Genomic DNA, 23,348 nt, shown 5'->3' on the forward strand with positions numbered 1-23,348 from the left:
GAATCCGAAGTTGGAAGTTTGAAGTTCGAAGTTGGAAGTTCGAGGCGGGCGGTTCGTTTTCTGTCTCACGTCCCCCCGACTGCGGCTTCCGGCCCTCCGGTTACCAACTGCCAATTTCAAACTTCCAACAATCAAATCTTCACTCCGCAAAAAACGCCACCAGTTCCGCCCGCAACGCCGCCTGCTCTGCCGGTGTGCCCGCGTGGTCGAAGTGCCCGGCGGCCGACGCATGCAGCTGCTTCAGCCCGCCGAGCGCGTGATACACGGAAAATTGCCCTGCCGGCGGCACCGCCGGATCGAAATACGCTGCCTCCACCAGCACCGGAATGGTGATCCGCCGCGCCGCCACCGCCGCATCGAAATACGCCAGCACCTCGCGCACCTCCGGATGACGCTGTGCGTGCAGCCGCACCGATTCGCCGCTCCCGCTGCACGGCAAGCCGAGCCGCAACGGATGATTCCCGAAACTCGGCACCGAAAGATGCGCCCGCCGGAAACGCGCATCCCACGGCAACGCCAGCGCGCCGATCCCGCCCCCGAAACTCCCTCCGATATAGTCGAGTTTCCCGCCCGCCGAGCCCGCCCCCCGGCCCTCGAGCAACTCCGGCACCGCCTCCAGCAACACCGACGCCGCCCGCCATATATCCGCCGCACAAAACCGGTGCACGTACGTCTCGCGGTTCCCGATCCCGTGCAGCACATGTTCTCCTCCCGTCGAACCGATCCCCGTGTGCAGGCTTCGCGTCGGCAGCCCCGTGCAGCACGGGAAAATCACCGCCGCATCGGCGTCCTCCGGCAACGGCGGCGACAGGTCCGGCCCCTCGCGTCCGCCGTAGCCGTGGCAATGCACCACACCGCGCCGCGCCGGCCGTCCCCGCGGCCGCGTCAGCCAGCCGCCGACACGATTTTTTCCGGACCACGCCTCCGCCCCGGCCCGCGCCGCGCCCGACGCCTCCGGCGCCAGGCTGGCAAACTCCACATCAAACACCTCCGTCCGCGCATCACCCGGATGCGTCACGGAAGGGCGGATACGCCAGTCCAGCGGCACGCGCTCCGCCAGCGCGAACGTCTCGCGCCAGAACGCCTCGAAATCTGCCGGTTCACCGAGCCGCAGCGACAGCAGTTGTTCGGGCGAATAACCGCCGGTGGGATCGAAGGGAAAATCGTGTGTGAAACTCATGAATCGTGATGCCTGTGTGGTGCGTGGTTTCCGGTTTTCAGTAAAATACCCCGATGTCGGCAAAATGCCACGCCTGGCGCAAGCTGCCACACGCCTGTTCCGCCTGCTCCCGCCCCGGATAACTCTGGCCCCTACGACAGGAAAATCCATCCGCCCAGCAGCAGGATCGGCAGCAGCACGGGCAGGCTGTACTTGAAGATGTAACCGAAAAAAGTCGGCATGCGGATGCCCGCGCTGTCGGCAATCGATTTGACCATGAAGTTGGGGCCGTTGCCGATGTAGGTCATCGCTCCGAAAAACACCGCCCCCAGACTCACGGCCACGATCAGGTTCCGCCCCGTCGGATGATCCCGCATCACATCGAGCACCTGTTTTTCCGTCCGTTCCTCTCCCTGGCCGGCGAATGCCTCCGGGTAGTCGGCCTGCACCGTGGTTTCCGCCAGCCGCAGGAACGTCGCGTAAGTCGGCGCATTGTCCAGCACCGCCGACAGGCTGCCGGAAGTCAGGTAGTAGGTGACCGGTTTTTTCAGGCCGAACTCCTGCCCGTGCTGGTCGATGTAGCCGAGCGCCGGGATCATCGTGGCGAAAATTCCCACGAAGAGAAACGCCACCTCCCGGATCGGACCGAAGGTAAAATGATTGGCCTGGTGCACGCGCTGCGGCGTCAGCACAAACGACGCGGCGGCGGCGGCCACCATCACCAGCTCGCGCAGATGCGGCAGCAGGGATTCCGGAATGAACACCGCGCCGATGATCACTGCCAGAAACAGCAGGTTGAGCTTCCCCTCGAAGCGCACGTCCTCGGGAGGATGCGCGATCGATTCCCGGATCGTTGCCGGCGCGTGCCTGAAACTGCGCCGGTCATAAACGTAAAACACTGCCAGCAACAGCCCGATGGTGACCAGCCATTGCATCCACACATGGCCGATCAGCCAGAAAAACGGCACGCCGCGCAGGTAGCCGAGAAACAGCGGCGGATCGCCGATCGGCGTGAGTGCTCCTCCCGCGTTGGATACCACAAAAATGAAAAACACGATGTGATACGCACTGATGCGGATCTTGTTCATCCGGATCCACGGCCGGATCAGCACCATCGAAGCGCCGGTCGTGCCGATGAAATTGGCCAGCACCGCGCCCACCAGGAGAAAAATCACGTTGGTGATCGGCGCTGCCCGGTCCTGGACGCTGATATGTATCCCGCCTGCCACGACAAAAAGGGAACCGATCAGGCAGATAAACGAGAGATACTCCTTCCCGGTATGCAGCACCATCGATCCGCCGCCGGGCATCGCCAGCAGATAATACGCCACCACCAGCATTCCAAGGCCGATAGCCGCATGCGCGTAAAAACGTTCCCAAAGGTGTTTCAGCCGCCCGGGTGTGAGCGGCATGACGGCAATGAGCAGCAGCAGCAACCCGAACGGGATAACGAGCCAGAGCGGAGTGTCCGGCGCTGCGGAAGACGAAAGGGAGGCGATGGTCGAGGACATGGCGATGTGGGAGGCCCGGAACCGGCACGGCAAACCTGCCTGATGCAGGTTGCCAGTCGATGGCGGGCAAAAACCAGCTACCATTCAGGCAGATCTTGCCTGCCATGGCGACTCGCAACGCACTGCGCAACCGTTTAGAGCAACCGCGAATACCCGCTATTACCGCACCTGACAGAAAACCGGCGGATGTGCCCGTGCCTGTAGCTGCGAACGCAAGCTCTCGGAGCCCGGGTGGTTACACGGTCTGCGAACTTGCGTTCGCAGCCACGGGGCGGATTTCCCGGCGGCGGCGCTGTCGCCAAACAGATACTTTTGTTGCAAAAACAGCCGGCATTGCCACGGCACCACCGGGCGCGCAGCGTGTCTCTCCGCCAGCCTCCGCCCATTATGCTCACATTGCACCGCCTGTTGTTTTTGCCCGCGTTCGCCCTCGTCTTCGCCTCCGCGTTGCCGGCGGAAACGGCATCGGAGCGCGACGGACTCAAAGCCCTCGTCGAACGCCAGAACCGGTTGCTCGCCGCCGCCAGCACCAAAACCACCCAGGCTGAAATCAGCGACATGGAGAACGAATTCCAGAAACTCGTCTATGCCTGGGACGATTTCATCGCCGCCCATCCCGATTTCGCCGCCGCCTACGTAAGCTACGCCGCCTTGCTCAATCAGCCGCTCATCGGGGAACGCCAGCGCGCCGCCCGCCTGCTCCTGCGTGCCAACCAGCTCGACCCCGGTATCCCTCGCGTCAAGAACGAGCTGGGCAACTACATGGCCGAGGAAGGCCATCCGCTCGATGCCCTCCAGTATTACCTCGAAGCCATCCGCCTGGATGAAAAAGAACCGCTCTACCACTACCAGCTCGGCACCCTCCTCATCGAATCACGCGACGACTTTATCGCCAGCGGCAACTGGACTCCGGCCGCTCTCGACAAAACCATGCTCGAAGCCTTTGGCCGCGCCGCCTCCCTCGCCCCTGACCGGATCGACTATGCCTATCGTCATGCGATGGCCTGGTACGACTTGCTCGCACCGGACTGGAAAGCGGCCCTTGCCGCCTGGCAGGCCCTCGCCCCCCGGATGCGCACGCCCTTGGAAAAACAGGCCATCCGGCTCCACGAAGCCAACGTCCTCATCCGCCTTGACCGGCGCGACGAAGCCCGCGCGATTGTCGACGAGGTCAACGATCCCGTCCTCGCCGGCAACCGGCAGCGCCTCCTCGACGAACTTGCCGCGCCGCCAGCCAGCGAACCGGACCCGAAAAACGCGCCTCGTATCGTGTTTCCGGTCACGATCCCGACACCGCCCTCCGCCGCTCCCGCTCCGGCGCAACAGCCCTCGCCCGGACCCTGATTGCGGGTTGCACGACAGTCCGTTTCCGCGACACAGTCCCGATTCCTTTTTCATTTTCCGCTCACCGCTGCCACACACGAATCCTCGATGGACCTGGATCCCGCCCATATTCAACACGCTCTCGTCATTGTCATCATCATCCTGCTGAGCCTGGCCCTTCACGAGTGGGGCCACGCCTTCATGGCCGACCGCCTCGGTGACGACACCCCCCGCAGCCAGGGGCGGGTTACGCTCAACCCGCTCGTCCACATCGACCCGATCGGCACCGTGCTCATCCCGCTCCTCGGTGCACTCGGTGTTTTCGGCAGTTTCGGCATGATTGGCTGGGCCAAGCCGGTTATCATCAACCCCGACAACCTGCGGCAGAAAGGTGCGCGCAGCCTCGTGACGATAGCGGGTCCCGCCATGAATTTCCTGCTCGCACTCCTCGCCGCCGTGGTTGCCGGGCTCCTCTCCGGCAGCGGCTCCCGCCTCCACGAACTGGCCGTGCTGACCATGCTGATCAACGTCAGCCTCATGGTTTTCAATCTCCTGCCGATTCCGCCACTCGACGGGTCCAAGTTTCTCATGTACTGGTTCGGCATGAAGGAGGAGACGTACGCCTCGTTTGCCCGCTGGGGATGGCTCGTGCTCCTCGTGGCGATCAATCTCCCGGCCTCCCAGCACGTCATCGGCAGGATCTTCCAGGTCGCCACCATCCCGTTCCGGATCGTTTATGGCATCGTCGCGTAAATCCACCGATTTCGGCCGTAAACGTCCGGCGGCCGCTCGCGCCACCCCGCAACGCACCCTCGGCCAGTGGCTCGACTATGCCATCGCCCGCTATGAAAGCGCCCGGCTCGCGCTCGGCCAGATTGCCGGCAATGCCCATGATGAAGCGCTTTACCTGCTCCTGCGCACGCTCCACCTCCCGCTCGACAGCGATCCCTCGGTCCTCGACCAGACTCTGGATGCCAAACAAACCGCTGCCGTCGAAACCGCCTTGCGCAAGCGCATCGACCAGCGCATCCCCGCCGCCTACCTCACCCGGGAAGCCTGGCTGGCCGACCAGCGTTTTTACGTCGATGAACGCGTCATCATTCCGCGGAGTTATTTTGTCGAAGTCATCCCGACCCTGCCAGGCCTCCTGGCCCATGACCCTGCTCCGGCGCCGGTAGTCCGGCGCATAGCGGACGTGTGCACCGGCTCCGGCTGCCTCGCCATCCTGCTCGCACAGCAATTTCCTCTCGCCCGGGTCGATGCGATCGATCTTTCCACCGACGCGCTCGATGTCGCCGCCATCAACGTCCGTGCACACAAGCTGGAATCGCGCATCCGTCTGCACGCGAGCGATGTTTTCGATGAGGTGCCGGTGGAACCGTACGACATCATCCTGAGCAATCCTCCCTATGAACCCAGCGCCCATGTGGACCGGCAGGCCCCGGAATTCCGGGCCGAGCCGCGACTTGCTCACGATGGCGGCCCTGACGGGCTCGTGATTATCCGCAAGCTGCTCCGTCAGGCCCGCACCAAGCTGGCGCCACACGGCATTGTCGTTCTCGAAGTCGGCGCCCTGCGCAAGGCCATCAACCGCGAATTCGCGTCGCTCGCCCCCGAATGGCTGCCCACCGAAGATGGCAGCAACTGCATCTGCCTGATTCGCGCCGACAAGTTGCTGGCGGGCTGACACCCACGTTTCGAAGCCTCCGGACTTTCACACAAAGATCGCAAAGGTCACAAAGGGTTAGCGCTCTGGAACTTCGCGGCCTTGGCGATCTTTGTGTAAAAATCTGAAGGTTTTGGGGCGTTGGTATCAGGGAGCGTTACTCCACTTCTGTTTGGCCGCGTCAACCGCCTTGCGCCACGCCTTCGGGTTGCCGCCGAGATCTTCATCCAGCAAAAACACGAGATGCTCCTGCGCTTCTTTCTGCAGGGCCGGTTCACGGCGGCCAAGCAGCACGAGCGCCAGTTCAGCCTGCGTGGCCAGAGGACGATTGAGGGCATCCCTGAAGAGATCATCCCCCAAGGATTCATTCAGTCTGGGCGATCCGGCCAGCGTGAACAGGATGCTCTCGTCCTCTTCGGTCGTGAGGTTGAGCAGATGAGCCAGCGCCTCGCTGCGGGTCTCTCCGGGACTCTTTTCGTCCAGCACAATCACCGACAGCCGCCGCACCAGTTCAGGATCGGACAAGGACGTGTCCGCGATCAGTTCACCGACATCCGGAACCGCATCCACTGCCGAAGCGGCTGCTGCCACATTTTCGGTCGCGGCAAGATCCGTTTGGGCAACGGTCCCCGCCTTTCCGGTTGGTCGGGAACCGGTTCCATCCCTGCCAGGAGCAGTGATTGATCCTGTCGGGGAACCGGATACCCCTTCACGCCTAGACCACACAAATACGACGGCAGCCAATGCCAGCAGGATGAAAACAACAATCATCCAGCGGATACCACGGTTCTTACGGGGAGGTTGGTGACGGGCAGAAGTCATACTGGGGTCCTTGCTGTTTCCGATCTTGCGCAACGGACGCATAACACGCGAAGGACGTGAAATTCCTGAAAAACAACCGGAGCCTTTGCAACTGCTATCTGGAGGTTGGACAGACCCCGGGCAGCACCCGCACCCACCACGAACCGGTTGATCCAAACCGCACGCAGAATCATGAATGTTTTTTAATTTGCCTGGATTTTGCCAAGACACTTTCTCGGCATCCAATTCATGAGTACGTCGAAAAAATTTCCTCGTCACCCCGGTCAATCCGGAACCCACACTTTCACGGCGGACGGCAAACTTGTCGGCTTTCGCAGCGCGACCTACGGAGTGTCCGTCTTCCGTCAACGTTTCCGGGACAGGCGAGGTAACCTGGCGCTCACTCAACCCTTTTACATTCGCAAGATGGTTGTCGGCAAAAGCGTATGGTTCCCGCTCGGCGTTGCTCCGAAAGCCGCCGACAGGCTCGCCGACGAAATCACCGCCTTCCTCTCCATCCCCGGCAATACCCTCGATGCCGCCTTTCGGAAATATAACCCCCGTGCCATCCAACGCGATAACAGGCCTGCCACCATAGGCCAGATCCTCGCTGCCTTTCGGAGTGCCCTTGCCGTCATCGGACGCAAAGGCAAACCCGTCAGTGCCGCCGCCTTCAAGGTTTACCGCAACTCCCTGTTCACTCTCATTCGCAAGGTCGAAGCGTACCGCGCCGGTGTCTCGTTTGTTCCCGCTAGCGGACGCAAACCCGAGGACATTGAGAAACTGGAAAAACTCACCGCCACCCACCTCACCTCACGCCTCGTCGTTGATTTCAAACTCGCCTCCGAACCACCTGCCGAAGACGAACCCGACGAAGAAGAAATCGTAACCGCTCGCATCACCGCCGACTCCTGCCTGCGCAACGCCCGCGCCCTCTTCGGCAAGCAGGCGCTCCGGCACTACAAAGAACACGCCAACCTCAAGCTTCCCGACCTGAAGCCCTTCCTCGAAGAACCTGCCTTCGGTGCCAGGAAGTATTTCCAGCTTCTCGATTCGGGCATTATCCTGCGTGTCATGAGCGACTCTCTCCGCCTCCGGTGCGACGACCCTGACGCCTACCGTGCCTTTCTCCTGTGTGCCCAATGCGGCCTGCGCTCGGGCGAAGCCGTTGCCTATCAGCCCGGCTGGCTGGATGAAGCCGACGATGACCGCTTCATACTGCAAATCGCAGCCAACGGTAAATTTAACCCCAAGCACGGCCACGGCCGCAAAGCCATCATTCCCGGCTGGGTCGCCGCCACCATCAAGGAACTCGGTCCCATCCAACAAAAGGACGCGATGGACCGTCTCAACACTTGGCTGAAAGCGCGCGGGGTCAACGTCAACAAGCCCACGCACGAACTTCGCAAACTCTGGATCAGCAACAAAGCCAAGAACGAAGGGCTGCTCGCCGCCGCCCAGCAGGGAGGGCACAAGGACACCAGAGTGACGATGATGTACTACGCGGACAACATGATGCCCGACTGGCTCGTTCCCCTTTGGCAGCAGCCCACAGCCAACGCCCTGGAGACCGAAAAAATCCGCACGCGCCTGAGAGAACTCACCTGACAGGCGCGGCAAGGAATCATTCCGGCGGAACGTATCACGAAAAACCTCCGGGCAAGCACGGGGATGCTGCACCTGCATGAGGTTCCCGGGATGGAGGACTTCAACTTTATTGGGGGAGTCCATGATATGATTTTGCCAAGACGAAGCCCCTCTCCCGGGTTAACCCCGGCAGACTCTTTCTCTGTGCTGAGGTCTCTTTTGCCGGCCATCAGCGCAGAGGATTGCTGCACAGATTTCAGAGTCATGATGGCAAAGAACTGTCGCACCACTGATCTCGCCCACACTCCTTCGCAAACATTGACAGCTCTTTAATCCAGAAACAGATGCGATTTCCCCGGCATTCCGCATTCAATCCAGGTGAACGCCGGGAATCCCAAAACCTTTCAATAAACGAAACTCGACATGATTACACCAAACAAACACTGGTTTAAAAGATTATGGGGGCGGATCAGCCTGCTCATGCTCGCGGGCATCCTTACAGCAACGACCTCCAGAGGACAGGATATCAGGGTCGCCAGGGTCGAGTTAATTGATACCCCTACAGTTGGGACGTTTCAACCCGGGGATCCTATCTCATGGCGGATTTGGTTCCAGGTCAATCCGGTAGGAACCCCTCCTCCTCCTGGGCGGCAAGAGTTTTGGATAGAGACTTTTCTCACCACAGATGGCGATCCGGAGAACCAGGATAACTATGAGCTTTATTATCGTGAAACCCATGTATTCGGGGGAACTGCTATCAATGCGGGGGTCGATTTTCAGAATCAGCATGGACCTGGTTTATGGAGTAGCACAGTGCATACCGCGCGATTGCCTCGTAATTTTACCGGCAACTATTTTTTAGTAGCCCGCGCCTATGTCAGAAGTGGTGTGGCGGATCCCGATACGACCAATAATTACCCACCTGTCGGCGAAACAGCCGGTACCCGGATTAGTATCGCTTCAGCAGACAGTCCTATTGTTTCTCGCGTAAGTGAGTCAACCTCGGGCGGCGCGGCCGATGAGTTCAGCGACATGCCTACAGTTTCCGAAAATGGTCGTTATGTTGTATTTTACTCGGCAGCCTCCAATTTGGCGGGCGTGTCAGTCCCGGCTAATTATACTCAAGTTTATCTTAAGGATACAGTTACGGGGGCGATAACTTTGGTTAGCAAGAATCTTTCCGGGACTGGTGGCAACGGCAATTCACGCTCTTCGATGATCAATGCAGGGGCTAGCGTGAGTGGTGGCTATATTGTCTTCGAGTCCGAAGCTTCCAATCTGGTAGCGAATGATACTAATAATGCGACTGATATTTTTCTCTACGAAATCAATAGCGGTAAAATCACTTTATTGAGCAAGGGCCTGAACAACGCCCAGGCCAACAGAGGTTCTTATGCTCCTTCGATTAGCGACGATGGTACTTGGATCGTCTTTGAATCCGATGCATTCAACTTGGTCGCAGGCGATACGAATGGTGTGCGCGATATCTTTCTCGTGCATCGTAACGGTTCCGGTATTACCCTGGTAAGTCATAATATTTATGGTACTTCGGGTAATGCGACCAGCAGTTCGGCAAAGATCAGCGGTGATGGTTCCGCAGTGGCTTTTCGATCCTATGCGACCAATTTGGTGAGCAACAAGAGCACCACGGTTTCGGATATTTATGTTGCCACACTGGACTCCGCATCCAGAACGCTGGTGGATATTGACCGGGTGAGCATTGCCTTGGATGGCACAGGAAATTTTGCCGAACAGCTTGATAGGGATTCGTTTGATCCGGCTATCAGCAAGACAGGCCGGTACGTCGCATTTGCCACGCGTTCGACCAGAGTGCTGGTACCATCAGGAGCCGGCCCGGTCTATTCGGGGACGTACTCCCAGGTTTATGTTATCAATCGCGACGTGAGCGGATCGGGCCAGATGGATCAGTCGGGTAATCGGTTTCTGCGTCTGGTTTCGGCAGGGCAGTACGGTACTGTCTTCGCCAATGATGATTCCGAAGAACCCATGATCAGTGGTAATGGCCGATTTATCGGCTACCGGACAATGGCTTCGGATTTGCAGTATCCCTATGTTATTCGCTCCGATGGAACGCCCTTTTTTACCCCTGATATCGCCAGGTACTTCGATGACAATGGTTCCGACGATGTCTATCGCCTGGATACAGGTATTCAGTCCATTATCGTAACCAACGGCGGTTCAGGTTACACGCAGGACTCGACCACAGTGAGTATTAGTGGAGGAGGTGGAAGCGGTGCCAAGGCGGTTGCCTGGATCGAGCAAGGCGTTGTTGTTCGTATCGATATTACCAACGCCGGGGCCGGTTTTAGTACATCGCCGACGGTGACGATCAACGGCACGGGCGCTGGCGCGACTGCCAACGCTACTCTGGCTCCTTCATCCGAGCTTCTCAGTCTGAACAAATTCGGCGCAGTGACGAATGGAATTCTCGGGCAGTATCATGTTCCAGCATCTCGAAGCGTTACCATGAGTAAGAACGGACGATATCTGGTATTCGCATCCGATGCCGAGAATCGGGGCAGTTACACGTTTGGTATTTCCAACCTGCGGCCACTGGACGACAATGGGAAACGCGACATTTTTCTGATCGACCTGCGCAATGGCGAAACACCTTCTAATGAAGAAGGAGGCGGAGATGACGGTGGTGAAGGTGAGATACCGATCGAGGGAGATGAAATTGTTGATGCAGTGTACCAGTCACTCTTCTTCCGGTCGGCCCAACCGACCGATATCGCGGCTATCAATCTTGCTCTTAAAGGGGGTATTACCTTGGCTGGTACGGCTGCCTATGCAGTTGAGTCCGACGAATTTCGCATTCCAAACTCGTCAGCCGAAGCGATCCTTGCCTACCGGGCTGCATTGGGCCTTTATCAATCTCCAGAGGAGTATGAGAATGCGATGAGCGCCATCAAGGCAGGAAGCTTGGCTACCTATCTGAATACGCTCTATGCGAGTGTCGACTATGCATCCCGTTTCGGCCAACTGATTGATCCAACTACCTTGCAGGATGCAGATTACAGGGCTCTCTGCAAGAAGATAGCGTTGCAGGTTTATCGTAATCTGTATGGAGGTAAGCCCAAGCGTGATACCGATACCTTGGCTTATACGGATTTTTTCTATGATTATCTGCGATCAGGCTATGGGGCTGCGACTGCACAATTTATATATAACTTCGTTTCGACCGAAAGCACCTCCTACAAGCGAGCGCAAGTGGCAGCCTTGATTATCATACTTGATGATCGTCGTCCTGATCCGGCGGAGGTTGATAGTATGGCGAAGAAACCAATCATAGATGCTGCTTATACGTTTTCGGGGGATCCTCTGCCGAGTAAACCTGTGATTGCTTCGCAACCGGCAAATTTCGAGGTGACGGCTGGTGGTACCGCTACGTTTGCAGTGACTGCCAGCGGAACGCCGCCTCCTGCCTATCAGTGGCTCAAAGGCGGTAAACCGATCGCCGGTGCCACAGAAAGCAGTTATACAATTGTTAATGTTTCTACGGCTGATGCGGCCAAGTATAGTGTTCGGGTAGAGAATTCCAAAGGTAAGGTGACTTCCAAAAGTGCGACTCTGAAGGTCCTGAGCCTCCCGCCTGTTTACCTGGGAGATACTGTGAGTTACAAGGCCGGTTCTGCTCCGACCTTGGATGTCGGCCTCGGCAGTTCGGAAAGCGGGTTGAAGTACTATGCAAAGGGCTTGCCCAAGGGGCTCAAAATCAATGCCCTTACGGGCGAAATCACCGGTTCGATTTCTGCAAAAGCCGGTACTTATAATGTGACCTATTGGACGCAGGCAGGAAAGTCAAAGAGCGCCATTCAGACGTTGACCTTTGTGGTGGAACCGCCGCTCCCTCCGGCCCCGATCGGAACAGACGGCGCGCTGGCCTGGACACATGGTGGCGGTAGTTTTGACCAATCAGTCAAAAACACTGCTCCGGAAGCCGCCGGCCTGACCTATGAGGCGAAGGGACTGCCGAAAGGCCTGAAAATTGATAAGAATACAGGTCAGATCTACGGTAACATTACTGCCAAGCCCGGTACTTACACGGTCACATACTGGTCCAAGGCCGGCAGCACCAAGAGCGATCCGGTAACGCTGCAGTTCACGGTCGATGCCTTCCCGTTCGAGGGTGATTACGATGCCTTGTTTGTGGACTCGACCGATCATGGCCTTCCGGCGGGCAAGGTTACCGTCAAGATCACCTACAATGGTGCCTTTACCGGCAAGCTCTACTACCAGAATAACAAGACCTATTCCTTCAAGGGAATTTTTGGACTCAACGGGGCTCAGGATGCAGCTTCGGTAGTTCTGGATAATGTCGGACGTTCCGGATTGAATCTGGATCTGTACGTCACCGTCGGCGGCAAGCTGGAGGCCTCCACTCTTGCCGATGGTGCCACCGGCTACTGGGTCGAGGCCCAGTACGGCTTCGAAAGCCTCAAGCTGACCAATCCCAAGGCTCCGGTCCGCACTTACACGGTGGGCGCGCAGGAGGTATGGATCAACGAAGTCGGATCGCAGACTTTCTTTGATCTTCTTACGACTGCTCCGTTGCGGGGAGACGCCAAGATTTCGGTGAGTTCCAAAAACGTACTCTCCTTCAAGGGGACCGCTGCCGATGGCACCAAGATCACGACTTCCACCACCGGATCTGATGACGGCTCTTATCTTCTCTTCGTTAATCCGAACAAGAAAATATGGGGAGGTTACTTCTCGGGCGAATTGAATCTGAACTTGGCCAACAACCGGTTCGACGATCCCGATCAGAACGACCTGCGCTGGAGCAAACCGTCACCTGATAACAATAAAATTCATTCGGGCGCGTTTGGTCCTCTGGACGTCACTATCGAAACAAAATAAACCCGGGTCTGCTGGTTAATTCCCGCTTCTTCCAACCTGCACTCCCGCAACCATCGCGTTGCGGGAGTTTTTTATACATCACACGGAGCCATCATTATTTTCTTATTCTCTGATACCATTTTGTGATCAGAGATATGAAAATATGCGAAGCTAGTGAGGGTGAGGGAGTGGCGACGCCCTCGCCTCCTCTCCTCTTTGATACAACGGAGTGCAACTTGATATCAGATCGGGATGGCCAGCTTGGTCAGACTGACAAAAGGGGGGTAGATGCGGTGCCACGTTCCGGCTTGTCGTTGCTCACAAGCCGGTCAGAGCTGACGGTTTTATTTGTTCTGGATGGAAACATCGAGAGGACCAAATGCGGTCGGATGAATCTTGTTGTTATCCGCTGCCGGCTTACTCCAGAGGAGATCACTCTGATCCGGATCGTCGAACCGGTTGTTCACCAGATTCAGCTCACCCGCGAAGTAACCACCCCAGATCTTCTTGTTCGGGTTAACGAAGAGCAGATAGGAACCATCATCGGATCCGGTTGTGGAGGCCGTGATCTTGGTACCATCGGCCAATTTACCCTTGAAGGACAGCACGTTCTTGGCGTTGACCGAGACCTTGGCGTCTCCCTGCAATGGATCAGCCATGATGGGATCGAAGAAGGTTTGCGATCCAACCTCGTTGATCCACACATCCTGCGCGCCCACGGTATAGGAACGAACCGGGGCCTTGGGGTTGGTCAATTTGATGCTCTCGAAGCCATACTGGGCATTCACCCAGTAGCCACTGCCGTTATCAATCAGCGTGGAAACCTCCAGCTTGCCAGCCGAAGTAACATACAGATCCAGATTCAGACCGGAGCGGGCCACATTGAATAGTTCCACCGAGGCTGAAGTCTGCGAGGAACTCAGCCCGAAGGTACCCTTCAGTGAGTATGTCTTGTTGTTCTGGTAGTATAGCTTGCCGGTAAAGGCACCATTGTAGGTGATTTTGACGGTAACCTTGCCGGCCGGAAGCCCTTGGTTGCCGGAGTCGACGAACAGCGCGTCGTAGTCTCCCTCGAACGGGAAACCATTCACCGTAAAGGTGAGCGTGATCGGCTGGCTCTTGCTGCTGCCCACTTTCGACCAGTAGGTGACGGTGTAGGTGCCGGGTTTGGCCGTGATTGTGCCGGAAATCTGGCCGGTCTTCTTGTCGAGCTTCAATCCCTTGGGCAGTCCTTTGGCTTCATAAGTCAGGCCCGTCGCCTCCGGATCGGTATTCTTGATCGATTCGTCAAAGACACCGCTTCCGAGTGTCCACGCATATTGGCCATTTGTGCCGATATCAATCGCAGGAAGCGGATCTTCCACAATGATCGTCTGATAGACCGTCTCACTCGTGTATTTACCGACCTTGGTCCAGTACTGCACTGAATACTCGCCTGATTTGGCGGTCACGGCTCCGGTGACAACGCCGGTATTCTTGTCCAGTTTCAGCCCTTTTGGCAGACCCTTTGTATAATAGGTAACACCGCCCGCAGTGTTCATCGCAGGATTGCTGACGGTCAGTGCAGTCGTCGCTGCGCCACCGAGTTTCAGATAAACCCGGTCAACAGGTACGATCGGCGCCTCTGGAGTCACCTTGATCGTGACGGCCTTGCTGGTCACCACTCCCTTGGTATTGCTGACTTTTACGGTGTACTTGGCAGCGTCGGCCGGCACGACATCACCGATCACCAAGGTGGCGGTAGTGCCGGTTGCGTCGACGGCGCTGCTGATCCGGCCACCAGGAGTGATTGCCTTACCCGCCTTGAGCCACTGGAACGACGGAATATTACCCTGCGAAAGGGTTACTTTCAGTTCAATCTGATCGCCGACGACAACCGAATCCGTCTCCGCGACCAGACTCTGGATCACCGGCTTGATCACCTCGGTCGGACGCTCATCGGTTCCCAGGGCATAGTACTCGGCCACGTCCTTGAGGCGCCCGGCCTGGACAGCAGCTGTATTTGCTTCAACCTCGGCACGAGTTGGTTCCCGTCCGGTAAAGGCCAAGATCACTGCAGCCACCTGTGTCTGATAATATAACTTGGCTTTGGTATCCTTCTCGAAAAGCCACTCGTACACCGCATTAGCGTGAGTCGAATATTGGACGGACTCATCGGTGCTGGGAATAGTTCCCATGTACCCACGGAATTCTTGATATAGTGCAAGTTTATCAGAGTCCCGTTTGGGAGAATTATTGTAAACATTGCGATAGGTCCGAAGGGCAAACTCATCCACATGTTTCTGCCATGCTTCGGGACTCAGCTGTCCCACACCCGTTGGCCACGGCATAAGCTGTCCAAACAGCCTGGCGTAGGCAGGCGCCTGCAGCAAATAGTTGATGTAGCCTTGCCATGAATAGCCGCTTTCCAGCAACCGGACCCCGATCAGATAATCCTCATAGTCGGGGTATGCTCCCATCACTGCCAAATAAGAGGAGATTACTACATTGGGAATTCCATTATAGGAAAGATCATCGCTACTAAACAGCTGCGCGATGGCGGCAGGCGTGGTCATATCCATGCCAAGGATGCCATACAGGGAGGCGGCCTCGGCTGTTGTAGCATCCCGGCCATAGAGCAACTGAAAGGCCTCGTTGGCCACTCCCACCCAAGGAGCTTGGGTCACGTTGACGGTCGCCGAGTTCGATGGTGCGGAAGAACCGCGAGAATCGGTGGCCACAGCGTGAACTGCATACACTCCTGTGGCAGGGGGCGTGAAGGTGGCGGAGAACGGACTCGAACTCCTGGTCGCCCAAGCTTCACCGTTCACATAGATCGTGATGCTGGTCAGCGTCGCTCCCGTAACGGTGACCGTTCCGGAGATGGTGACCGAACTGCCAATTTCTACCGACGCCGGTGTAACCGACAGGGAGACGGCAGGCGGGATCACCGGGGACACCGTCACGATCTGGTCAACCGTCTTGAGGGGGCGGTCGAGCGAATCCAGCACCACTGCATAAACGGTAAAGGAGCCGGCCTGGGTTGGCGTGTACGAGGCAGTCCAGGGCGCAGCCGTGGCCAGCCCGACAGCATCCGAACCGACATAGAAGGTGACGCTCTTGATGGTCACACCCGAAGGCGGATTGGCGGTCACGCTGAACCCGAGGCTTTCGCCCAGGGAAATCGTCGTATTGCCTCCGTTGATGACGAGCGTCGGGTCTTCGGTGAAGACCGGTGCCTCGCCAACGGTCAGGGTCTGTTCCGGTGTCGTCACCATGTTGCCCCTGGAATCGGCCACCGTCGCAAAGACCTTGTATGTCCCGGTGTACGCCGGCGTATAGTTGGCTGTGTAGGGGAATGAGGTGATCGTCTGCACCACTTCGTTGTCAACGTAGATGGAAACTTCGGATATCGCAGATCCGGACGCCGCCTCGGCGCTCACCGAAATGCTGGTCGATTGCCCCAGAGACAAACTCGCCGGATTGAGCGTCAGCACCACATTGGTAGGCAGTGCCGGAGTCGCAGCAAGGGAGGTCCTGATCACCGATACCGGCACGGCAGCAGAGAGAGCATTGCTGGCGATTCCCGCCGCACCGGAAACTCTTGCCGTAGCCGTAATATTGTAGCTGTCGATTGCAAGCGTCACCGGGTAGTTGACCTTGAAATGGGTGTCTTCGGAATCGGACGGAATGGCGACCGTCCCGAGCAAGGTCGCACCGGACGTGATGCTTGACGCCCAGAACTCGATGCTGGAAACCGTATCCTGCCCCGGCGTCAATGAGGCTATCAGCGGAATCGTGGAACCTCGTCCCCAGACATCGCTTGCCTCAGGCGCAGTCACGGTAATCACCGGAGCCACGTTTTTCGGAGCAGTCACAGTGATCGCGTCACCGCCGCTGATCGCGGACCGGACGCCAAGATCATCCACAGCGACCACTTCAATTCTGTAGTTGCGCGTGCTGGTATTGCCCGTGCCGGGCGATGGCGCTGTCCATGTGGCGGTGAAATTGCCGCCACCGGGAACGGTCGGCGTGGTGACCGTGGCAAACAGGACATCGTTGGCGAAGAACTCGACCCTCGCAATGGCGCTCATCGTGCTGGAAGCCTGCGCGACAAAGGTCACCTGCCTGCCCACATTCACATTCGTGATAAAGGGCATCAGCTCAACCACGGGCAGATCACCCTTGGGATCTTGGTAATTTGCCTTGCGATCAAAGACATACACATCCTTGATCGCACCGTTGGTCGCTTCGTAATCGTAGTTGGTCGCACCGAAAATCAGGCCGTTGCGTCCCTTGGCATCTGAGGTGAACGCCACAAACCGGCCGTCGGCGCTGACCACCGGGCGGCGGCTCGTCGGGATCTGGGTTGTATACAGCATCGGCTGCAACGTCCAGCGACTCGCCTCATAACCGAAACGGCTGACCGATGCCCGCTGCGCGACCGGATAAATGTCCCCATCGCTCGAGGACGATAGATCGTAGAAGTAGACGTCCGACGCCTCGTTGCTGTCGATGTAGTTGGCGACCCGGCGGGTTAGGAACGTCGTGCCATCGACGCTCCTGACGGGCAGAGGAGGCAGCAAATCGCGCGACTCACTGACGAAAGCGATCAGGTTGCCCGTCTTGTCCATCGACGGTTCAAGGCTGCCCAGATCGGGAGGATTTGTCAGGGGATTGTCGGGTTCGAATCCTGAATGCGAGTACAGTGCATTGTCGTCAGCGTCATACCGGTACTGGTCATAACCGTCGGGATAACCGTGAGGATTGTCCCGCTTGGTCGAGTTCAGGCGGACGATCCTGGTAACGGCAAATGCCGAGGTGTCGATCGCCGCGCGGAACACATGGGGGACGCCGACATTGTAACTGTCGGCAGGACTATTGCCGAGGGTCAGGTTGGTGGCGGCAGATGAGAAGGCCACATAGCTGCCGTCCTCGTTGATCGCCGGGTAGCCACTCGCATTATTGCCGGGAGTCAGGTCGGACTGCGAAATATCCCGGGAAACGGGGAGAAAACGGAGCACACCGGTGGCATCCGTCGCCGGGTTGGTGGCGAGCACAATCTGGTCGAACGGAGAATTGGCAGCCAATCCAAGAACTCCTTTATCCTTGGTGACAAAGACGATGTGATTGCCATCGAGAGAGATTTTCGGGCGGGAAGCCGCACTGATCGCCGCTGCCGGATCATCGAAAGCTGCTCCCGCGTTCTGGTCGCTGATGAGGTAAACCTGCGGGAACCCGTCTGCGGTGAACTCGCCTGATTCATTGGCTGGTCCGCGGTCATAGAGGTAGATCTGCATGACTCCCTGCGTCTTCAGCTTGCCATTGGGGTTCCGGGTGCTGCCGGAAGCGATTTTCAGCAAGTTCGTCGCGGTGGACTCGAAGACGATATAGCGACCATCCGCACTAATGGAAGGCAGGCTGCTACCGCTATCTGGCTGAGGAAGCGGTCTGTCGTTCCTCGAGTCGGGCATGATCTTGTGGGTCGTCTTGAGCTGAATGTCGCGCACGTAGATGTTGGCCATCCCGTTATGCACGCCGGCCGCCAAATTGCTCGCAGCCGACTGGAACACGACGTACCGGCTGCTGACCGCATCGGTACCGGCATTGATCACAGGGTATGTACTGTCGCCATCCGTAGCGCCGGATGTGGCCACAGAGACCAGATCCGTGGTGTCACCCTCGGTATTGCGGACATAAATGTTATAATAAGCCGAGTCCGTCGTTCCCGCCAGTTGGCCCTTGCTCTGAAACGCAATATAGCGGCCATCCTGCGAAATGGAGGGATTGTCACTCAATCCTGACGAAGCACCACCGGAGGAGGACAGGCTGGCCCGGAAGGTGTTTGTGGCCTGTTTCGGCAGAATCATGATTTTCTGCGCTTCCGCCGCCGTTGTGGTGTTATTTCCCCAGAAAAGCGTACCGCTCGCGCTGGCGTCGTTTTCATCTGCGAATCGGGCGTCGTCGTCACGTCCGCTGGTGCCAGCCGCGTTAATGCGGGCAAGGATATAATAGGTGCCTGCAAAATTCTCGGGCAGTTTGATGTACCGGCTGATCGCGATCTGCTGGCCGGGCAGGAGCTTGCCGGCCTCCCAAAGGTAACGCGAGCCTCCCAAAGGATCCGGAACCAGGACTGCATTTGTACCGGCATTGTTGCCCTGAAAACTTTCCTGCCAGATCAGGAAGGCTCCGCTGTCGTCCCAGTTGGGTGTCGGGGAAATCTGGATGCGCGCGGTGTATCTTGCCGCCAAGGTCGCCGGAAGCGCCGACGATCTACTCGTAGTGCCGGCATTGGTACCAAGGTTGCTCCATGCGAGATCAACTCGGATGGCGTCGCCGCCACGGTATTCACCTGCCGCATAATTGAACGTATTTATGGCCAGATCGGGAGGCGTCGCAATCGCCACGGCAATCGATCCCGCATTGGCCACCGACCTGCCGGGGCGAACGTCCAAAGTATAACTGCCGGTCGTTAGTGTTTCTGGCAGATCGAATGAAATTGTATAATAGCCGCTTTCACTACCATCCGTGGGGACCGAAACGGTCCGATTCTCCGTCCATGACAAGTAGGTCCCCTCATTCGCATCGTAAAGGACATATTGAATATCAAGAGTCTCGAAGTAACCAGGCGTTGGAGTGGGGGTGCGGGTGTCTTTCAGCTTGAATCTCAGGGTGGTCGATTGTCCTGCCTGGGTTCCCCCTGAAACAAATTCCAAGCTGGTCGCTTCCAGAAAAGTGCCGTTGTTCTTGGGTGCCACCACATCGAATTGCGCCGAGGAATCTGGATACGCCACAGGAACGTCGAGTATTCCCAGCGCGGATGCGGATGTCGCTGTAACGGTGATCGTCGCATTCGCAGTGACATCTGCTGCCGCAATAAAAACGTCGTCCACAATGCCACCATAAGTGATATCGGCTGAAATCTGCCCAATATCCGCGGCAGTCGAACTCAGGACAACACCACCGCTGAAACCGGTGGCAACCGAGCCATCGACATTATAGGCGGTGACACGAACCGGAGTCGTTACACCTTGGATAATGCCACTCCCGCTTCCTTCTTGGTGAAAATAGCGGTTCAGGGGCATCGTGCTTCCCGTGTAGGTAACACCAAAATAGGCAGGCATGACCGAGAAGAATCCCTGATGCACGTTGGCGAAGCTTCTGACCGTCCGGTTTCCATCCGAATCGGTACTGTAGTCGTAGGTTGCCGATGCTTGGTCGGTTGCAATATTGTTTCCACCCAGTCCGAGACCTTCCACACTGAATCTCATACCGCGAGGATGATAGGCCCCGTCATTGTAGTCCTGTTGCCAGACGTAGGTAGCCGCATGCCGGATCTCGGGAATATTCAGGACTCCCTGCCCACCGGCGAGCGGAATCCAGTACCCGGTGGATTGGCCGACATCGGCATGGAGCGTCACATAGACGCTGCCTGAATAGCCGCTAACGAGATCTCCTTTGGCATTGAGGGCACTGACGCGAACAGTCAGAGGATCACCGGCCTTCAGGCCTTGCACTCCTTCAAGTGTGTTTCCTAGGCCAGCACCAGTATCCTGCCGTATTGCGAATTGGGTAACAACCTCGTCAACAGATTGTTGAGCGAAGACCGAGGTAACGAGGGATATTCCAAGGATGAGCCATCCGAGGATTGTTGGAAAACGTTTAGCATTCATGGAGTGATAAAGCAGAGAAAGAGTCTGTTAGCGCAAGAATAAGGCATTTACTGGAGATGGTGTAAGTCACAACCGGATGTCGCAGTATAACAGCAGTTATCTGGAGCGGACACGAGGCTCGGAGCCGGCCGGAGTAACCAGTGTCGGATTCTGGAACTGGGCATTGGGTTGAACGCCTTGCAGGGTTTGCCGTTTCGGCGAACCACCGGGGCTGACAAGATTGGCCGTGACAAAGACGAGCAGATTACGCTTCTGGGAGGTTTCACCCTTCGAGCGGAACAGGCGGCCGAGATACGGGATATCACCCAAAACTGGAACCTTGTCGTTAACACGTTTCACTTCTTCACGGGTCAGACCGCCCATGACCAAAGTAGCACCATCCCAGACCGTCACCTTGGTCGTCACTTCGCGAGTCGAGAAGATCGGTTGGTAGAAACCGGAGGGCACCGTCACGGTATTGTTACCGGAAATGGCGATACTCAGACCACCGTATTCCACAAACCCTTCGAATTCGGTGACCTTGGGATTGAGATCCAAGGTGATCGAATAGTTGTCATCCTCAACCGTCGGTGTAACACGGAGTTCCACACCAATATTGCGAGTGACAAATTCTTCCGGCGTACCGGCCGTGATCGTGACACCGGCAGTCCCGACCTCGGATTCGATTTCACCAAAGCTTTGCGGATAGCGAAGCTCCTGAGCGACTACCATCAGGGCCGGATTTCCGGACAGAACTGTCACCTTCGGCGCGCTCAACAATTCGGTTGCCTGATTCTGGGCAATAGCCCGGATGCTGGCACTGACTGAAAAATCACCGATCCAACCCGACAAGCTGGCAATGTCGCTCGTATCGCTACCATCGGTCACTGTTCCTGGCAGAGTAGGAGCGCCACTCGGATATGAATTTCCATTGATTGTCACAGAACTGGCCGACTGGGAAATACCAAAAGCTCCCGACAGTGAACGAGTCGGAGAGGTGATGGTAGCGCCGTGACCACTGAGAGACACCTTGGTTGCCCCCCACTGGACCCCCAATTCATCAAGGGCACCGGCCTGAACATCCATAAACTTGGCTTCAATTTCCACCTGTCGGACATCGTTGAACCGAGCGAGGATGTTGCGCACACGCTCCAGATTGGAGGTGGTTTGCGTTACAAAAATGGCGGCACCGTCATAGGCCAAGGCTGATCCGGGACCAAACTGGACGCCGGCGTTTTGCAGGAAATTCCTGATCCCGTCCGCCTCACCCCCGCCACTGCCACCGCCGCCACCACCACCCGCCGGGGCGGCAAAAGGATCTGCGGCAGCCGCCGGAGCAGAGCTTCCCGAGCCCACACCCGTCATCCGGATAATCGCCGCCTTGCTGATCGGGAAGACTTCCATTTCCAGCATGTTGGGGCCACTTCCACCCGTCTTGATTGAAACGATATCGGTCACATCGTAGCGGTAACCGATCGATTCAACCAGAATATCCAGCACGCGTTTGAGCGGCATGCCCTGGAGACGCAGATTGACCTGCGGATTTTTGTTTTCCTGGTCGAGCAGAACGATGTTCACACGCGGATTCCCGGCCAGCGTCGGTTGCTCGCGTTCGGCGTCTTCCGCCAGCGCACCCAGTGTGCTGACAACCTGAGAGAGAGGCATGTTGCGCAGATCGACACTGGGCATGATCAGTCTGGCAATTTTTTCGCGGAGAGGATTAGTTCGGGGGTCCGCCACAACCTGATCTACCGTATCCCGATAAACACCCGGAAGCTGCCATGCCTCAGCGACTTGCTGCATGGCAAGAGCAGTTGTTTTTTCACGATTGGCTTTTCCCATCGCGCCTTTCTCTTCGGCAATGCGACGGAGGAAATACTTGGCCGCAGGATCGGCAGCAGACAGCGTCTCGACGCGGCGGAAGGTTTCCTGGGCACCATCGATATCTCCTGCCAGATATTGGGCCCGGCCTTTGGTGGTCAGTTGCTGGATCACCTTCTGGTCAGCAACAAATTTGGGATTTACTTCCTCGATTGGATGATTTTCCGGATTATTTTCCCTGGCGGCAATCCGGGCCTCTGCCTGTTTGATGCGTTTTTCGCTGGCCATTGACGAATTGGCGTATGCATCGAGAGCAGCACGAGCACCTTCCGAGTCTCCCTTGTTCAGCAGATACTGGGCCTTGGCGAAGGCATAAGTGCCTTTTTCTTTTTCAAGCGTGGTGATCGTATCGAGCGTCAGCGTGTTGTCGGGAAGCGTCTGGATGGTCTCGTCAAGCGTGGTGATGGCACCGTCATAATCTTTTTCCTTGGCCAAGGATCGGGCGTGCTTGCGCTGCAACTCCGTATTTTTGAGGAGGTCGGCAATCCGGCTTTCTTCAGCCTGGGTAAGCTGGCTGGCCGGGTCGAGAGGTGCTGCCGCCGCTGAAGCCGCGCCACTACCGCCACCGGCACCTGCGTCCTTGCGCGGCGGGTAGCTTACTTCGGCAATGCCTTCAGGAGCTACGGCGGTCGAGTCCACCGGAGCCGCCGGTACTGCGAGGCCACCCTGGGCCTGGGCCGCATTGACGCTGGCCAGCAGGCGCTGGACCGTGACGTCATCAGGCGCGAGTTGGCGGAGCTGTTCGAGATTGGATTTGGCCGTGGCCAGATCTCCTTTGTCTCGTGCGCTCAGAGCATCGGCCATCAGGCGAATTTTGGTCTCGGTCTGGCTTTGAGCCGAGAGGTTGGAGGGAAGCGTCATCGCGAAAAGCGCCGGCACGGCCAGAGCTGCAATGATCGACTTGGGGAGACGGATGGATTTCATCTAGG

The 23,348-nt window shown here is 57.5% G+C and carries 12 protein-coding genes; 7 read left to right on the forward strand and 5 right to left on the reverse strand.

The features are described from left to right. Positions 1–139 precede the first annotated feature (139 nt). Together OPIT5_03250 and OPIT5_03255 are read right to left on the reverse strand one after the other, a co-directional pair. The gene (locus tag OPIT5_03250; GenBank protein ID AHF89429.1) at positions 140–1,180 is read right to left on the reverse strand and encodes a deacetylase; all 1,041 of its coding nucleotides are present in this window, start codon (positions 1,178–1,180) and stop codon (positions 140–142) included. 131 nt (positions 1,181–1,311) lie between these two features. Then, positions 1,312–2,658: a sodium:proton antiporter gene (locus OPIT5_03255; protein ID AHF89430.1), complete on the reverse strand. Its 1,347-nt coding sequence runs from the start codon at positions 2,656–2,658 to the stop codon at positions 1,312–1,314. A 399-nt stretch (positions 2,659–3,057) separates the two neighbouring features. Between OPIT5_03255 and OPIT5_03260 the strand changes: the two genes are divergently transcribed. The 3 genes from OPIT5_03260 to OPIT5_03270 all read left to right on the forward strand — a co-directional run bounded on the left by OPIT5_03260 (position 3,058) and on the right by OPIT5_03270 (position 5,680). Next, a complete protein-coding gene (locus OPIT5_03260; GenBank protein AHF89431.1) occupies positions 3,058–4,014 on the forward strand; it encodes a hypothetical protein in 957 nt (318 codons plus the stop codon). Between the two features lie 87 nt (positions 4,015–4,101). Then, on the forward strand, positions 4,102–4,746 hold the full coding sequence (locus OPIT5_03265; protein ID AHF89432.1) for a peptidase M50: 645 nt from the start codon (positions 4,102–4,104) through the stop codon (positions 4,744–4,746). Next, positions 4,730–5,680, forward strand: coding sequence for a protein-(glutamine-N5) methyltransferase (locus OPIT5_03270; GenBank protein ID AHF89433.1), 951 nt, complete (start codon positions 4,730–4,732; stop codon positions 5,678–5,680). The genes OPIT5_03265 and OPIT5_03270 overlap by 17 nt, the downstream gene beginning before the upstream one ends. Before the next feature lie 126 nt (positions 5,681–5,806). Here OPIT5_03270 and OPIT5_03275 read toward each other — a convergent pair whose 3' ends face one another. Next, a complete protein-coding gene (locus OPIT5_03275) occupies positions 5,807–6,523 on the reverse strand; it encodes a hypothetical protein (GenBank protein AHF89434.1) in 717 nt (238 codons plus the stop codon). Between the two features lie 186 nt (positions 6,524–6,709). On the opposite strand from OPIT5_03275, the gene OPIT5_03280 reads away from it, so the two are divergent. From OPIT5_03280 to OPIT5_03290, 3 genes are all read left to right on the forward strand, one after another. After that, positions 6,710–8,068, forward strand: a complete 1,359-nt coding sequence (locus tag OPIT5_03280; protein ID AHF94003.1) for a hypothetical protein — start codon at positions 6,710–6,712, stop codon at positions 8,066–8,068. Positions 8,069–10,667: 2,599 nt separating this feature from the next. Continuing rightward, the gene (locus OPIT5_03285) at positions 10,668–10,970 is read left to right on the forward strand and encodes a hypothetical protein (protein ID AHF94004.1); all 303 of its coding nucleotides are present in this window, start codon (positions 10,668–10,670) and stop codon (positions 10,968–10,970) included. 647 nt (positions 10,971–11,617) lie between these two features. Further along, on the forward strand, positions 11,618–12,928 hold the full coding sequence (locus OPIT5_03290; protein ID AHF94005.1) for a hypothetical protein: 1,311 nt from the start codon (positions 11,618–11,620) through the stop codon (positions 12,926–12,928). A gap of 323 nt (positions 12,929–13,251) precedes the next feature. Here the strand turns inward: OPIT5_03290 and OPIT5_03295 are convergent, their stop codons facing one another. Further along, positions 13,252–19,137 (reverse strand): hypothetical protein, encoded by a 5,886-nt coding sequence (locus tag OPIT5_03295; GenBank protein AHF94006.1) that lies wholly within the window; start codon positions 19,135–19,137, stop codon positions 13,252–13,254. A gap of 1,029 nt (positions 19,138–20,166) precedes the next feature. On the opposite strand from OPIT5_03295, the gene OPIT5_03300 reads away from it, so the two are divergent. After that, positions 20,167–20,322, forward strand: coding sequence for a hypothetical protein (locus OPIT5_03300; protein ID AHF94007.1), 156 nt, complete (start codon positions 20,167–20,169; stop codon positions 20,320–20,322). Between the two features lie 333 nt (positions 20,323–20,655). On the opposite strand, the gene OPIT5_03305 is transcribed toward OPIT5_03300, so the two are convergent. Then, the gene (locus tag OPIT5_03305; protein AHF89435.1) at positions 20,656–23,343 is read right to left on the reverse strand and encodes a type II and III secretion system protein; all 2,688 of its coding nucleotides are present in this window, start codon (positions 23,341–23,343) and stop codon (positions 20,656–20,658) included. Positions 23,344–23,348 lie beyond the last annotated feature (5 nt).

It is taken from the genome of Opitutaceae bacterium TAV5, assembly GCA_000242935.3.
GTDB lineage: Bacteria > Verrucomicrobiota > Verrucomicrobiia > Opitutales > Opitutaceae > Geminisphaera.

Bases quoted from the DNA above. Each gene is read 5' to 3' on its own strand.
- OPIT5_03250 (AHF89429.1), bottom strand. From the start codon at position 1,180: ATGAGTTTCACACACGATTTTCCCTTCGATCCCACCGGCGGTTATTCG.
- OPIT5_03260 (AHF89431.1), top strand. From the start codon at position 3,058: ATGCTCACATTGCACCGCCTGTTGTTTTTGCCCGCGTTCGCCCTCGTC.
- OPIT5_03265 (AHF89432.1), top strand. From the start codon at position 4,102: ATGGACCTGGATCCCGCCCATATTCAACACGCTCTCGTCATTGTCATC.
- OPIT5_03270 (AHF89433.1), top strand. From the start codon at position 4,730: ATGGCATCGTCGCGTAAATCCACCGATTTCGGCCGTAAACGTCCGGCG.
- OPIT5_03275 (AHF89434.1), bottom strand. From the start codon at position 6,523: ATGCGTCCGTTGCGCAAGATCGGAAACAGCAAGGACCCCAGTATGACT.
- OPIT5_03280 (AHF94003.1), top strand. From the start codon at position 6,710: ATGAGTACGTCGAAAAAATTTCCTCGTCACCCCGGTCAATCCGGAACC.
- OPIT5_03285 (AHF94004.1), top strand. From the start codon at position 10,668: ATGGCGAAACACCTTCTAATGAAGAAGGAGGCGGAGATGACGGTGGTG.
- OPIT5_03300 (AHF94007.1), top strand. From the start codon at position 20,167: ATGATAGGCCCCGTCATTGTAGTCCTGTTGCCAGACGTAGGTAGCCGC.
- OPIT5_03305 (AHF89435.1), bottom strand. From the start codon at position 23,343: ATGAAATCCATCCGTCTCCCCAAGTCGATCATTGCAGCTCTGGCCGTG.